Origin of the sequence: Pseudomonas sp. FeN3W, from assembly GCA_030263805.2 — a bacterium.
In the GTDB taxonomy this organism is placed as follows: domain Bacteria; phylum Pseudomonadota; class Gammaproteobacteria; order Pseudomonadales; family Pseudomonadaceae; genus Stutzerimonas; species Stutzerimonas stutzeri_G.
Genome location: CP136011.1, coordinates 819,736 through 833,351 on the forward strand (window position 1 = coordinate 819,736; position 13,616 = coordinate 833,351).

Below are 13,616 nucleotides of genomic sequence, written 5' to 3' on the forward strand. Positions count from 1 at the left end.
ATGGCCATATACATCCTAAGGTGGTTTTCAACCACATCACAAGGAAGCGATCATGGGACTGCGTTTTCGTAAGCGAATCAAATTGGCTCCAGGCCTTAATCTAAACATCGGCCTGGGCGGGGTGAGCCTGAGCGCGGGTGTGCGTGGTGCTAACGTTACAGTGGGCAAACGTGGCGTGCGGGGCAATGTAGGCATTCCAGGGTCTGGTCTGTCGTATTCAGAACAGTTGATGAGCTTTTCCAGCAAGAAAAGCCGTGGCACACCTGCTGGCCAATCACCTTCGAGTATTTATGACCAGGTGAGAACGTTCAGGCTAACGCTGGATGATGCCATGAACATCATGGTTGAGCTCGATCTTGGCAATGGCTTTGCGGGTGATTACGCGGACAAGGCAACCTGGAACAAGATCAAACTTGATCACGCTGAACAAATCAGGCGATGGCTTGAGCAAGCTGCGACCGACCTCAATGCCCAACTCGATTGCTTCACCAGCATTCATGAAGAAGCACCAGCGCCCTCAAGTCTTTTCAATCAGATCGCCAGGTTTACGCAAGCGCCCCCAGAGCTACGCTTGCCGGAACCCTTGGGCGTTCTGGAGCGCATGAATCCGTTTGCGAACAGGCGATTCAATGAGCAAACCAATGAAGCCAGGATTCAATATGCTCAAGACATGAATGAGTACGAACAGAGCCGTGATCAGCATGATCAATACATGAAGATCCTGCTGGCCAAGCAGAGGCAGACACAGGTCGGCATCATCGAGGCAATGGAGGACATGCTTAGCGATGGCATCGCCAAGATCGAGTGGCCGAAGGAAACTCTGATTGATTACGAGTTTTCAAATTCGGAAACGCTTGCCATTCGGGTCGACTTACCCGAGATCGAAGACCTCCCTACCTCACGCTATACGGTGAAGGACAATCTGGCCGGGCTGTCGGGCAGCAAGATCTTGCAGGCCGAGCGCCTTCGCATCTACAAGCTTCACGTCTTCGGCATCGTGACCCGCATCGTTGCGCAGGCATTTGCCGTTCTCCCAACGCTTGAGCGCCTGACGCTGAGTGCCTATACACAGCGCCGTAACAGCTCTGGCGAATTGAATGATGAAGATGTGTTTTCAATTCAGACCACTCGACAGGAATGGCCCGAGCTCTATAACAAAGTGGTCATTGACCCACTTCACCTGATGAACGCGCAGTCAGTAAGAGTCAAGATCACCAGTTCAGGAAAATTCTCCAAAATCACACCCCATCTGGCTGAGCTTGTTTCTTGATCGATGGACTTATGGATCCCAGGCCTGCCCGCGAAAAATTACAAACAAAGGAAATTTTTATGCAACTGACACGTAACCCTTATCGCTGGTTGTTGGCCTTGGTTATGGCATTCGCCAGCCCCTACCTCATGTACTGGCTGATTACCAAAGGAGAGGAGTTTGGAAATCGCTTTGACGAGTTGATGCCGCCTTCCATTGCGATGCACCCCATGTTATGGGCAGCTTTTGCCACAGCTTGCCAAGCGATTCTGTTTATTCTGCTTGGCCAAGCACTCCAGGGCAAAGATCGCTCAAACGCAGCTGATTAATGCCTGGCGAACCTGTAAAAGCGAGGAGAAAATTCTATGGCACGAGCTCGACTACACCTGATCTGCGGAAATTGCGGCTGCAATGATATGTGGACGTACAAGATCGATCCGTCTGGAGGGGACATTAATGGGGAGCTATTTCCAGCCGTTTACCTGATTTGCGGGAACTGTCATACCCTGCACGACCTGGCGAATACCGCGAAAAATAAAGATCCAGATCTAAAGCTTCGAGACTGCCGCGTATCGGAATAGCTTTTAAATGGCAAGCTAGTCGCCAGAAGGGCGAATTGAGCGAAAATACAAATAAGCCTGCGATGCCAAGCCGCTGGGTTTATTTGTTTAAAATCAAGTGCATGGTCTTGAATTAAGCCGGGATCTTCGTCTTTTCAGGGATTGGCTGTTCAGAAAAAATCATCGGCGGGTGATGGTGATGCCAAACATCCATCAATCGCCTCATTCAGCCAGCAAAGGTGGTCAAATACAGCAATAACCCGTAATGCCCGAACTTCGTTGCGCCCATTGGCACGAAAACGGCCAGAGGAACGAACGCTTACCAAAAGGCACCGTAAAGCCCCGTCATTCATGGCGGGGATATAAGGCGCCAATCGCGTAGCGATTCAGCTTTTTGGCAACGCCTGGCTTTCAATGTACTGGTTAATCACCGCCAGCGGTGCCCCACCACAGGACGCGGCAAAATAGCTGGGTGACCACAGCTGCCCCTGGTAGTAATGCCTGGCAATATCAGGCCGCTCGCTGCGCAAGACACGGCTGGAAGCACCCTTAAGGCTATTGACCAACGAGGAAACTGAAATCTTGGGCGGATAGGTCACCAGCAGGTGAACGTGATCCCTCTCGCCATTAAGCTCTTCCAGCGTTGCGCCAAAGTCCTCGCAGATCTTCGCGAACAGCTCACGCAGCCGTGTAATGGCAGCCTGATCAAATACATCTCGGCGGTATTTTGTGACGAAGACCAAATGCACATGCATGTTAAAAATGCAGTGCCTGCCTCGCCTGATGTCATTGACTTTATCCATAGACCTAATCATAATAAGACGATGAGAAGACTGCAAGCCTTTAAATTTGAACTTTGTCCGGACGGTGCCCAGCAGCGCTTAATGCGTCAGTTTGCCGGGGCTTCTCGATATGTGTTCAATCGTGGCTTGAGCCTGCAACAAGAGCACCACAAGAGCAATGGCAAGAAGCTCTCCTATGCGGACATGTGCAAGGCATTGACCGCGTGGAAAACAGATCCTGAGACACCATGGCTAAAAGAGCCTCACTCACAGGTGCTTCAGCAGTCGCTGAAAAACCTGGAAGCGGCTTATCAGAATTTCTTCGCGCAACGGGCTCAATTTCCTCAATTCAAAAAGAAGGGTTTTTCGGACAGCTTCCGCTACCCGCAGGGCGTTAAGCTCGATCAGGCAAAAGGTCGGCTGTTTTTGCCCAAGCTCGGTTGGATGAAGTATCGCGCCAGTCGCACTGTATTGGGCGAGATCAAGAATACTACGATCAGCCTGAAGGCCGGTCGCTGGCATGTTTCATTTCAGACTGAGCGGGAAGTGGACATCGTACGCCACCCGGCTGTTACAGCAGTTGGCATTGACCTGGGGATTGTCCGCTTCGCGACCCTATGGGATGGCCAGCAGGAAAAGGTGATTGCGCCGCTGCACAGCTTTAAGCGCCATCAGGTTAGATTGGCTAGGGCGCAGCGCCAATTAAGTCATAAAGTTAAATTCAGCAGTAACTGGAAACGCGCCAAGGCGCGTGTCCAAAAGATCCACCACCAAATCGCCAATGCGCGCAACGACTTCTTGCATAAAGCCTCACACAGCATAAGCCAAAGCCACGCGCTGTTGTGTCTGGAAGACTTGCAAGTGAGCAACATGAGTCGTTCCGCCAAGGGTACGCCAGAGTCTCCGGGCCGACAGGTTCGCGCCAAGGCTGGTTTGAACAGGTCTATTCTGGATCAAGGCTTTGGTGAGTTTCGTCGCCAGTTGGAGTACAAGTCGGCCTGGTGCGGGGGTGGCGCGATAGCAGTATCGCCGCAAAACACCAGTCGCACCTGCCCCTGCTGCGGCTATGTCAGTGCTGAAAATCGGCTAAGCCAGGCGGTGTTTCTGTGTGTGGCCTGCGCCCACACCGAGAATGCCGACCTGGTCGCTGCCAAGAAAATCCGTGAGCGCGGATTGAACTCGCTCAAAGGCCAGGGCTATGGCCGGATCGCCTGTGAAGTGAATGGTGCAGTAAGGCCATCAGCAGCAGGAACCCATCGAAGTGAGCACTTGGCATCTGTCAAGTGACACCGTAGGGAATCCTCGGCATTTATGCCGGGGAGGATGTCAAAAGATCGTAGCCTCGGCGAAGGTTTTCTACAGGGCTACTGCAATGGCTGCGGTAAGCACTTCCCGCTAGAGGCCCGTAAACGTTTTTTGATAATGCTAACGAAAACAGCGACCTGATCCATTATTTCATAATCCCATGTCATGTTTTATTTCAGCCACTTTGTGATTATTTCGTGTCTTTGGCATGTGCGACAAATCATCCAATGAAAGTAAATTATTTTTTATTAAATAGCGTGTGATCTTTTTGTCAAGAATATCTAGCTCACCAATCCTTCCATCATTCCGATAGGCGCTAATAACATATGAAAGTGGCTTTGAGTAAATACGGTGCTTTGAAACTACGGCTTTTTCAATGAACGCAATCTTGTCGTTTGGAATTGCAGGCGGCAGATCATCAATTCCTAAAAATATTTGATCTCTTTCCTCTGTCATTACATTTGAAATTTTAACTTGAGCGCTGAAACCTCCGTGAAATTTTTTGACGACTTCAAAAATAGACTTCAGATCATCACGGCTCCCTTCGCGAAAATAATAAAAGGGATATCGGTTTTCTTTTCTGTTTTTAGGCGCAATTGAGTACCCGAAATTATCAAGCGCTTCTGCGCACGCGGCAATCTCAACTGGATTCATGATTCTTAATATTGGGTCTACAGAGCCAATAGCCTCAGCCATATTTTCAAATATAGCCGATGCACACCGACTCCATATTGGAAAATGAAGTAACTCAAGGCTATCTTTATATTGCAAAACTATAGCTCGAAGCGATGCTGCCAGTGTTTCAGTAAAACCATAGTATTCATGGGATGCGTTTCTAATGTTTTCATCAAAACCGCGAACAACCAGCTCATATGCCTTATGAAGTGAACTATTAAGCATGCACATTGACATAAATTCATCGGCATGAGCCTGAGATCCAAGAATCACAGACACAACAACCCGAGGATCTCTATCGTGGGCTAAATCATACTCATCAAGATTGGCTACAATACCCTCCATAGATAGTGTATTGATTGCTAGCTGCGCTAGGCGCGAATAGACATCGTGACCATAGCCGTGCTGTAAAAATCCTTCATGAATCTGCATAACCACTTCATTCATTTTTTTCGAAAAAACATGATTTATTGCCATGAACACCTCTCTTTGTATAAGTGTACCACTGGCCATCTATTCAATTAAAACACCTATATAATTTAAAGGAGCAATGCCAGCATTAAGACATAAAAGCAAGAATTTAAGCGCTTTTCAGTAAATACCATTGCGGCCTCCTAGCCTCATAAAACTCGACCCTATCGTATCTTGCTGGGAATTTGGCATGCAAAATCTGAACAGGCAGACATGCCTGATTTGTTGGAATACAAATTTCAGCGTATAAAAAAAGGGCCACCTTGTGAGTGGCCCTTTTTCTTAAGCGTCGCAGCTTTGTGAGCGTTGCGACAGTAGCATCCTGATCGCCATTAACCTGCTGATCGAGATGAAGCAATCAGCTTCTATCGAGAATTGCGTTTTCAACAGATTACCTCAACGGCTTGCTCCTATGCTGGGCTTTTCGGCTTCAGGTCGATCAGTAGCCCGAGTACTTGTCATCCAGCTCGCGCTGCTTGCGTAGATGCTGCTCGTAAGTCAGCTTCTTGTCTTCAAGCTCGCGGTCGATTTCCACCTGCGCTTTACGCTTCTCCTTTTCAACGGACGCCTTGGTCGCGTAGTAGTTGCGTGCCTGGGCTGCCGAATGGGTGTCAAAGGGCATCCAGAGCGGCCCCAGGAACGGGTAGAGCGGGATGGTGGTGAAACCCAGCACGTAGTGACCGGTGTAGAAGTAGCCGGCGCCTGGAAGAATGCCAAGCGCAGCCGCAGTGGCGGGGTTTTTCTCTTCAACGGCAAGGCCCTTGGCCTTATAGGTCGCCAGCTCCTGCTTTTGGCCTTCAATCAGGTTGGTGGTGCAGCCCTGTAGCGCGAGCGCCAGACCAACCGCGACAAGAAGGGAAGTTTTCTTCAGCATGAGAAGTCCTTAGTGCATGATGAGTGATTCAATTTACGAGACAAGTATACCAGGAATACCTGGATATGTCAATACAAATGAAACGAATCTAGAATTTATCCGAGCGCGCCTGAGCCCACAGCTCCTTGTAGTAAGCGTTATTGGAAACTCCATCAATGAGCTCTCCGTAATGAAGCCACGGGTACAGCGCGGCGTATGAAGAGATCTGGCTGTCAGATACGCGCCGCATGATTCTTTCAGCGGAGAGCTCTTCTGACGAGCAAAGACCAGCGGCCCCCAGGATCTCGGCAACCGATACCAATGTGTTGCGATGAAAGTTGGCTACCTTCGGCGCTTTATCGTCTACATTCAGCGCACGCTGGCGAAGAGGATCCTGCGTCGCAATACCGGTAGGGCATTTGTCATTGCATGACTGAGACTGAATGCACCCCAGAGAGAACATGAATCCACGAGCACTGTTCACCCAGTCAGCACCCAGCGCAATCATTCTGACGATGTCGAAACCGCTGATGATCTTGCCGCTGCATCCGATCTTTATCTTCCGACGCAGCCCAGCCCCCTTGAGCAGATTATGCATTAGCACCAGGCCATCGCGAAGCGGCATGCCGATATTGTCAGAAAACTCCTCAGGTGCAGCCCCTGTACCACCTTCCGAGCCGTCAATGACGATGAAGTCAGGATAGATGCCTGTTTCCAGCATAGCTTTGACCAGAGAAGCTGCTTCGACAGGGCGCCCGATACACAACTTGAAGCCAACGGGCTTTCCACCAGAAAGCTCGCGCAGTCTACCGATGAAGTGGATCAGTCCCAGAGGGCCAGTAAAGGCTGTATGCCTGGCAGGTGATACGCAGTCCTGGCCAACCATTACTCCGCGTGCCTCAGCAATCTCAGGCGTTACCTTGGAACCCGGCAGCATGCCACCATGGCCAGGTTTCGCGCCCTGACTCATCTTGAGCTCAATCATTTTCACATTGGGTCGACGCGACTGCTCTTTAAAGCGCGCCTCGCTAAAGGTGCCATCCTCATTGCGGCACCCAAAATACCCACTACCGACCTCATAAATCAGGTCGCAACCGGATTCGAGGTGATATTTTGAAATGCCACCCTCACCTGTATCAACGGCAAAGTTATTGATTTTTGCGCCCTGGCACAGCGCCCGAATAGCATTTGCACTCAAAGCACCAAAGCTCATGGCTGATACGTTCAGCAGAGAGGCCGAGTAGGGCTGTGAGCATGCTGGGCCACCAATGTTGATACGCAACATGCTGGCATCGACGTGAACAGGCTCAATGGAGTGGCTGATGAATTCGTGGTTGCCAGCATAAAGGTTATCCAGGGTGCCGAATGCCTTGTTGGCAGGAATATTTCGGGCGCGCCGATAGACCATTGCGCGATCTGCTCTGGAAAACGGCAAGTCCTCATGATCGCCTTCAAAGAAATACTGCCTGATCTCAGGCCTCACACTCTCAAGGAGGTAACGCATGTTCCCGATCACGGGGTAATTCCTGCGCACCGCATGCTTGGTTTGAATCAAGTCAAGCAACCCAAGGCATGCCAGACCCACAAATGGCATTGGAATGAGCCAAGACGAGCCCATGAAGGCTGCGCATGCTATGGATAAAATGGAGAAGAGGATGGACAGCAGGAAAATACTGTAGCGAGCAAGCAGGTTTAGCATGATGGATCTCATTGTGAAGAATCCATTTAGTATCGCATAAATTGACAGCGTGGCGAGAGTGGCTAAGCTTCCCTAAAGGGATAATGATTCACAGTCAAACAAAGCACTCATCAGCGGCAGCCAAAGACCGGGGAAGTGAAGCTGGTGGATATTGGAGTAGCTTTGGCAGCTTTAGACATGGGGAGTGAGGCTGCACTTCCTTAATGTCAGATGCAGGGGCGTGTGGCTTGCTTATGAATAGCCATGCTAGACAAGCGATGCTGAATAAAGCCAATACAATTTCAGCTTTGCAGAGTTTGGCTGGAGAAACAGATTTTTGTGGTGTGTTCATGTTCATTGTGACGCAGGGATTCTGTGAATTACCCGCGCTTGATTTGAAAAATCAAACGGGGCATCCGCGCTTCACTGAGCTTTGACTGTACAGAATACTGCACAATCTCAGCCCTCCACGCAGTTTTGAGGGACGCATTCCGAGCCCCTTTTTCTGAAACTTACTGACTTCTTTTGACGTTTTTCGCGCCAATCACCTGCCTTGATGTGCTTTATGCCTCTGGCACAAAGCACGGCACTGGCGTTGAAATCGGCGTCAGCCTGAAAGCCACAAGAGGTACACGAAAACTGCTTTGCGGAGCGGTTTTCGGATGACGTGTGTCCGCATTTGGAGCACGTCTGAGAACTGAAATGTGGGCGTACCTTGACGCACACTTTTTCAGATCTTTCGGCCTTGTAGTGAGTGAAACTAACGATATTACCCCAACAGCTCCGCAATATGCTGCGGTTCAGTCCCGCTTTAGCAGCTGCGCCATTGGGCAAATATTGACCAGAACTTTCGTCCTGTTTTTTCTTTGGTCGCTTGGTCATGTTCGCGATTTTCAGGTCTTCGAAAACGAAGACCTTGAAGTCGCTATTGACCAATTTGCGCGAAGTTTGATGAGCGAAATCCCGCCGAACTTCGGCCTGTTGATGACTGATCTGAGCCATTCTCCGCTTGGTTTTGTCGCGGCGCCTGGAGCCTTTCTGCTGCCGCGCCAGGCGGCGCTGCAAGCGCCGTTTGGCCAGCTCTCTCCGTTTGTTTTTCGCAACAGCGGCGTCATCCAGGTTGAAAACCTTTCCGTCGCTGCCATGCAGTATGTCGCGAACGCCTCGATCCCCGGCCCAGATCAGCTTTTGAAGCTGATGTTCGTCGAGATTGGCCAGCTCTTCGAGGATTTCCTCGCGAGGCCGTGGCGCTGGCAGATTAGCGTCTTCGAAGTTGAAGCTGACGTACCAACGTCCGGCTTTACGGCTGATGACGATGGACTTGGGGGCGGTCACATCACGGTGCAGTTTGAAGCGAAGCGTGCCAACCGGAAACCGCTTTGTTCCGATCTCGACCAAACCATCTCCAACGATTTTGAACAGCTCGCTGGTGAGGTGAACGCTGTCGCGCTCACCGCGCCGCTTGCAGCGGGGCGGCATAGCCAAGCCCTTGGTGAAACGTTGCCATCCATTCATGAACTGAACAGAAGCATTTCGAAGAATCTGTGAGGGCACTTCGCTTAAGTATGGAGTAAGTTCGTCATCTTTGAACTGTGAATAGGCCTGGTCGATTGTCGCCTTACCAACGCCCAGAGACTTGCGCGAAAAGGTGCGGAAATACTGCATTTCCACGACTTTTGCGTTGTAGATGACCCGTGCACAACCAATCCACTGAGCCAGTTTCTTGGCTTGTTCGGCGGTGGGGTAGGCGCGGCAGCGAATTCCGTTTAGCATACTGTATGTATATACAGTTTTTGAGTTACGGTCAATAACTGCGGGTGCTTCGCGCCCGAAAACCTTGACCCCGCATGAATCAAAGATTCAAACGGGGAATGCGGTTTCATTTTTGTTCAAACCGAAATTATTGCATGCTACCAAAGATACTTAAAGAAAAATCTCTAGTCAGCGCGAATCAAAGGCTACCTAATCAACCAAATCCTCCCAAGCAAGAGAGGCTGGTGTATTTAGGCCGTCAGAGAGCGCTCATGGTTATACCTGCCCGCGAAAGCGGCATTACCTTTTAAAGCCTGCCTGAACATCGAAGGCTTGTTATCACTAATGATGATGATTCTAGCGTCATTATCCAGCGACCAATGACTGAAAGATCTATCGACCACCAGCTGTCTGATTTTTTCTAGGCTTGCTGCATCGAGATCGTTGTCTTCAATTACGATGGCAACCTTAGTTGATTTTGGAACCATCAAGCTTATGGCCTCCATAGTACTCATTATTGCGGGCAGTTTCTTATAGTCGCCACGTAACGGCACAAGGCCATTTGCGATAAGAGCACGATGAATATCCATCGGGCTTTCTGGCCCGGAAGACTTGGAAAAGATAATAGCCGTATTTGGGTCTGAGCCACCCAATATATTCTTTAAGTTAATGTTCATAAATTACTCCTTTTCAAACATTATCGCATTTAATTGGCAATGAAATCAATCTAATTTTCCCGTAGCATAACCAAATTTCATCTGAATGTGACTTATGTCAGCAAAGCAATGCGTGATATATAAATACAAACAGGGGTTGGAAAATGAACCTACAGAATACATTTAAACGCAAAAGTATTGAAACGCTTCGAGGCTCTAATTTTATAGCGGCACTTAAAAATCATCACATGGTTGAACTTAAGCAATATCGCCTCGAATCTGATGGTCTCCGGGGAAGAAACCTTTATGGCAGGAAAAGCACTAGCTGGAAGCCTTATCTTCTTGAAATCATTTCGCAAGCCACAACTTGGCCTCCACGTGAGAAGATATTTAGTATGAGCCTATACCCATACCTCTCAAGCCCTGTTATCGATACACTTGAGGCTACCAACAGGTGGAGTGAACTAAGAAAAGTTCCACTTTCTTTTTTCAAACCAGAATTTTATGCGAATTGCATTAGGACGAATTCCGATAGCCTTTCTTATCTACCTTCAAATCTGAAGAGGGAATCTGGCTATCACGAGGCGCTCCGGTTTGATGGACTGATGCTGAATTCAATCCCATACGAGAAAATAACTATTCCAATGTGTGAAATAGCTGTTGAACAAAATGGTCTTGCTCTTCAGTTTGTGCCTGTTGCGTTTAAGAACCTATTGCTCTGCCGTAAAGCCGTTGAACAGAACCCCATGAGTCTTAATTTTGTTCCAAGCAGCAGAATAACATATGCCTTGTGCCATACTGCTGTAAACCTTAATGGAGCCGCGCTGAAATACGTGCCACCCTACTTAAAAACAGAAGGCTTGTGTAAATTGGCAGTAAGAAGATCAAGAGATGCGATGCCCTTTTTGCCAGCCAGGCTGGATGGAAGGAACAGGGCTGTTGAACACCACGCAGGATTTGTGCTATAGCTTATATGTTTCTCGGAAAATTGCCCTGCGCGTCAGGCGGGCATTCAAATATCAAGACGGTTGCAAATCTCTATTTTCTTTTGATCTTGAGTTGCCTTTTGAAAATCCTCTTTTGACAAGGAGATTCCAGCAAAAATTTTGTTGTCAATCGTCTGCAATTCATCGCTGAGTGTCGACCAAACACTTTCGTTTATTATCAAGTCCTTGAATGAGCCATAACTCCATTTTAACGATGTGAAGCGTGCCAGTTTATCAATTGACAAGTGACCGATCTGCTCACGCCTTTTTCCGGCATCAGGAACGCCACTTAAGTCCACGATCATAAGATGGTCTCTAACCATTACCATGATTTTTAAGGCTGCGTATGCCATAATATCATTTATGGCTTTTATTTCCGGATGATTTTTGTTGATAGCAGTTAGCTTTCGAATTCTTTGGTTAAGGCCCAAAAACAATAAGGATCCAGAAAGCGAACCTACGACGGCAGCAGAATTAAAATATCTGAAAGAGTATACCCCAATAAGCTCACCCTTATGTAATTCTATGTAATCATCAACCTGGTTTTTATTAATTTGATGATCTAAGCTAATTAAGGAAAAGGCATCAAGGCCATCTTTTCCTATTATGTGTGCATAACCACCTTTTTGCAGCGACGCGGTTATTTGCTCGATGTCTGATAAATCAGCATCCTCAAAATAGTTATATTGATATTTATTGTATGCTGCAACAATTTCATGCTCCGCTAAAGCATGAACATACTCACCATACCTACCAAAAGGACAAGACGGCCAGGGTAAAGACTGCACCACAGGCAGAATCTCATGTGAGGCATCATCAGCTCTTTTACTTAACCAATGCATAAGCTTTAAACTGGCTTTGTCACTTAGGCAGTTATCGATAAATTCATTGCCCACGCCGAAATGATCTTTGTCAATCATCACAAGTGCAGGTAGGTCGGTGAAGTACTTTCCAGAAACTACAGCCGCTTTTTTATAAAGATTGCTCGAAGCCAGGATTGTGATTCCTGTACTTGATTTATGCATCTCGCTTAGAAATGGCTGGCCAGATTCCAATAGATCAGGAGGTGAGGGATCATCCAATAACGCTGTCTCAACCATTCTAACAACCACTGAGTTAAAGCAATCTGGGTCAAATGAGTTTTCGTTGAATACTGTTTTCTCCCTAATCATGTACAAGTATGCACTGATCGTAATTAACTCGTTAGCGCCAAGACCAGTTATAAACTCAATAATACGAGCATCATTCGCCGAGTATTCATGATCATGAGCGAGATTAAATAAAACATACCATCTGGCAACGTTTGGATTATTCTCCAATACACTTTCGAATACGCCCCATATCGACTTGTATTCATCATGTGTTTTGATTAAATGCAGGCCCTGCATTTCTTTAAACAGCTCGATTAGGCCGTATGGAAAATTGGGTATACGGCTATAAAGATACTCTTCGTCATAAATTGCAAATGACTCAATGGCTGCCTTAGAAAACTCAACTCCCCAATCAATATCAACAGCTGTCAGCTTATGAGCAATCTCGTATTTATTGTCTCCCAAAAAATTCATGTCTGAAACTGGTGTACGCATTGTGGTCTCCTTTTGTTCAGTATATTTACTGACTCCAGGCGCAATCAAGCGCCTGGAAAGGTTCTACTATGCTCAGTTATGTTGGATCGCGAGTTCGGCAATGGCTTCTGGCGCATTGTAGCCAGGCATAAGGAATCCATCCTGCATGATGATTGTCGGTGTTCCGCTGGCCTTGATCGATTGCGCAGCCGCATAGTGCATGGCAATAGGGTTCTGCCCACATTGGCGATTTTCAACGTCCAAACGCATCATGGCGCGATCCATTTCGGCCTTCTGATCATTGGAGCACCAAACACTCTGCATTTTTTCGCCTGTCTCACTATCTACCCCCATTCGAGCAAATGCCATGTAGCGCACAGTGACACCAAGCTCGTTCAAGCTGGCAATATCAGCATGAAGCTTTTGGCAGTAAGGGCAATCAACATCTGTTAGCACGGTAATGACAGTCTTCTGATTGGGGGCAGGGTAGACAATCATCGTGCTCTCTGGCGTTGTATCAATAATCTTTTTCGCAATCTGCTGAAGCCTGATTTTCGAAAGGTTCACGATGGCGTCGCTTTCGCGCTGATACAAATCACCCACGAAAAAGAAGCTGGCATCCATTGTTGTGTATACCGTCGAGCCATCTTCCACTTCGACGCTGACAATCCCACTGACTGGCGTTTTTCTAATCTCCTGTACCTTGGCACCGATGAGATCGCTCTCAAAAACAGAGCGGATGTGCGCGTCCTGCTCTGCTGTTATTGAGGCATGTGCCGTGTTACCTGCGAAAATTGCCAGGGCCGACACTGCAATGGCGCGACCGAAGGCGAGGGCTGAGCGAGCTTTTTGGTGCTTGTACATGAAAAATTCCTCTATATTTGAGCCTTTGACTTTACCTCAATACGCGCTAATTGACAAGTTTCCCGCGCTATTGACAGGATGACAAAATTCATTATAATTCAATGTTATTTAGTAAAAAATTATCCACTGGAGCTGTGGGTAAAGCTGTGGACAAAGTCTTGAGACACAGCCTTATGCATATGACATCAATTTGATCAAAAAATGATCAGTAAGACAGGGT

At 48.0% G+C, this 13,616-nt stretch carries 13 protein-coding genes; 5 read left to right on the forward strand and 8 right to left on the reverse strand.

Annotated elements, in window-relative coordinates; all coding sequences use genetic code 11:
- Positions 1–52: 52 nt before the first annotated feature.
- Entirely contained in the window at positions 53–1,270 is a 1,218-nt protein-coding gene (locus P5704_027965) for a DUF4236 domain-containing protein (protein WOF81715.1), read from the forward strand.
- Positions 1,271–1,329: 59 nt separating this feature from the next.
- Positions 1,330–1,578, forward strand: a complete 249-nt coding sequence (locus P5704_027970; protein WOF81716.1) for a hypothetical protein — start codon at positions 1,330–1,332, stop codon at positions 1,576–1,578.
- Between the two features lie 617 nt (positions 1,579–2,195).
- Here P5704_027970 and tnpA read toward each other — a convergent pair.
- Positions 2,196–2,612, reverse strand: coding sequence for an IS200/IS605 family transposase (gene tnpA / locus P5704_027975; GenBank protein WOF81717.1), 417 nt, complete (start codon positions 2,610–2,612; stop codon positions 2,196–2,198).
- 21 nt (positions 2,613–2,633) lie between these two features.
- On the opposite strand from tnpA, the gene P5704_027980 reads away from it, so the two are divergent.
- Positions 2,634–3,878 carry a transposase gene (locus P5704_027980; protein WOF81718.1) on the forward strand — a complete coding sequence of 415 codons (1,245 nt, stop codon included), beginning with the start codon at positions 2,634–2,636 and terminating at the stop codon, positions 3,876–3,878.
- A gap of 168 nt (positions 3,879–4,046) precedes the next feature.
- On the opposite strand, the gene P5704_027985 is transcribed toward P5704_027980, so the two are convergent.
- The 3 genes from P5704_027985 to P5704_027995 all read right to left on the reverse strand — a co-directional run bounded on the left by P5704_027985 (position 4,047) and on the right by P5704_027995 (position 7,597).
- Positions 4,047–5,048, reverse strand: a complete 1,002-nt coding sequence (locus P5704_027985; GenBank protein ID WOF81719.1) for a hypothetical protein — start codon at positions 5,046–5,048, stop codon at positions 4,047–4,049.
- A 433-nt stretch (positions 5,049–5,481) separates the two neighbouring features.
- Complete coding sequence (locus P5704_027990; GenBank protein WOF81720.1) at positions 5,482–5,916, reverse strand: hypothetical protein; 435 nt, start codon at positions 5,914–5,916, stop codon at positions 5,482–5,484.
- Positions 5,917–6,004: 88 nt separating this feature from the next.
- Positions 6,005–7,597, reverse strand: coding sequence for an FMN-binding glutamate synthase family protein (locus tag P5704_027995; protein ID WOF82228.1), 1,593 nt, complete (start codon positions 7,595–7,597; stop codon positions 6,005–6,007).
- A gap of 230 nt (positions 7,598–7,827) precedes the next feature.
- On the opposite strand from P5704_027995, the gene P5704_028000 reads away from it, so the two are divergent.
- Entirely contained in the window at positions 7,828–8,010 is a 183-nt protein-coding gene (locus P5704_028000) for a hypothetical protein (GenBank protein ID WOF81721.1), read from the forward strand.
- A gap of 22 nt (positions 8,011–8,032) precedes the next feature.
- Here the strand turns inward: P5704_028000 and P5704_028005 are convergent, their stop codons facing one another.
- Both P5704_028005 and P5704_028010 read right to left on the reverse strand, forming a co-directional pair.
- Complete coding sequence (locus tag P5704_028005) at positions 8,033–9,346, reverse strand: transposase (GenBank protein ID WOF81722.1); 1,314 nt, start codon at positions 9,344–9,346, stop codon at positions 8,033–8,035.
- A gap of 230 nt (positions 9,347–9,576) precedes the next feature.
- Entirely contained in the window at positions 9,577–10,002 is a 426-nt protein-coding gene (locus P5704_028010; GenBank protein WOF81723.1) for a hypothetical protein, read from the reverse strand.
- Between the two features lie 143 nt (positions 10,003–10,145).
- On the opposite strand from P5704_028010, the gene P5704_028015 reads away from it, so the two are divergent.
- Positions 10,146–10,949: a DUF4116 domain-containing protein gene (locus P5704_028015; GenBank protein ID WOF81724.1), complete on the forward strand. Its 804-nt coding sequence runs from the start codon at positions 10,146–10,148 to the stop codon at positions 10,947–10,949.
- Positions 10,950–10,993: 44 nt separating this feature from the next.
- On the opposite strand, the gene P5704_028020 is transcribed toward P5704_028015, so the two are convergent.
- A complete protein-coding gene (locus P5704_028020; protein ID WOF81725.1) occupies positions 10,994–12,553 on the reverse strand; it encodes a hypothetical protein in 1,560 nt (519 codons plus the stop codon).
- 72 nt (positions 12,554–12,625) lie between these two features.
- The gene (locus P5704_028025; GenBank protein ID WOF81726.1) at positions 12,626–13,396 is read right to left on the reverse strand and encodes a thioredoxin fold domain-containing protein; all 771 of its coding nucleotides are present in this window, start codon (positions 13,394–13,396) and stop codon (positions 12,626–12,628) included.
- Positions 13,397–13,616 lie beyond the last annotated feature (220 nt).

Bases quoted from the DNA above. Each gene is read 5' to 3' on its own strand.
- P5704_027985 (WOF81719.1), bottom strand. From the start codon at position 5,048: ATGGCAATAAATCATGTTTTTTCGAAAAAAATGAATGAAGTGGTTATG.
- P5704_028025 (WOF81726.1), bottom strand. From the start codon at position 13,396: ATGTACAAGCACCAAAAAGCTCGCTCAGCCCTCGCCTTCGGTCGCGCC.
- P5704_028010 (WOF81723.1), bottom strand. From the start codon at position 10,002: ATGAACATTAACTTAAAGAATATATTGGGTGGCTCAGACCCAAATACG.
- P5704_028020 (WOF81725.1), bottom strand. From the start codon at position 12,553: ATGCGTACACCAGTTTCAGACATGAATTTTTTGGGAGACAATAAATAC.
- P5704_027965 (WOF81715.1), top strand. From the start codon at position 53: ATGGGACTGCGTTTTCGTAAGCGAATCAAATTGGCTCCAGGCCTTAAT.
- tnpA (WOF81717.1), bottom strand. From the start codon at position 2,612: ATGGATAAAGTCAATGACATCAGGCGAGGCAGGCACTGCATTTTTAAC.
- P5704_027980 (WOF81718.1), top strand. From the start codon at position 2,634: ATGAGAAGACTGCAAGCCTTTAAATTTGAACTTTGTCCGGACGGTGCC.
- P5704_027990 (WOF81720.1), bottom strand. From the start codon at position 5,916: ATGCTGAAGAAAACTTCCCTTCTTGTCGCGGTTGGTCTGGCGCTCGCG.
- P5704_027970 (WOF81716.1), top strand. From the start codon at position 1,330: ATGCAACTGACACGTAACCCTTATCGCTGGTTGTTGGCCTTGGTTATG.
- P5704_028005 (WOF81722.1), bottom strand. From the start codon at position 9,346: ATGCTAAACGGAATTCGCTGCCGCGCCTACCCCACCGCCGAACAAGCC.
- P5704_028000 (WOF81721.1), top strand. From the start codon at position 7,828: ATGAATAGCCATGCTAGACAAGCGATGCTGAATAAAGCCAATACAATT.
- P5704_028015 (WOF81724.1), top strand. From the start codon at position 10,146: ATGAACCTACAGAATACATTTAAACGCAAAAGTATTGAAACGCTTCGA.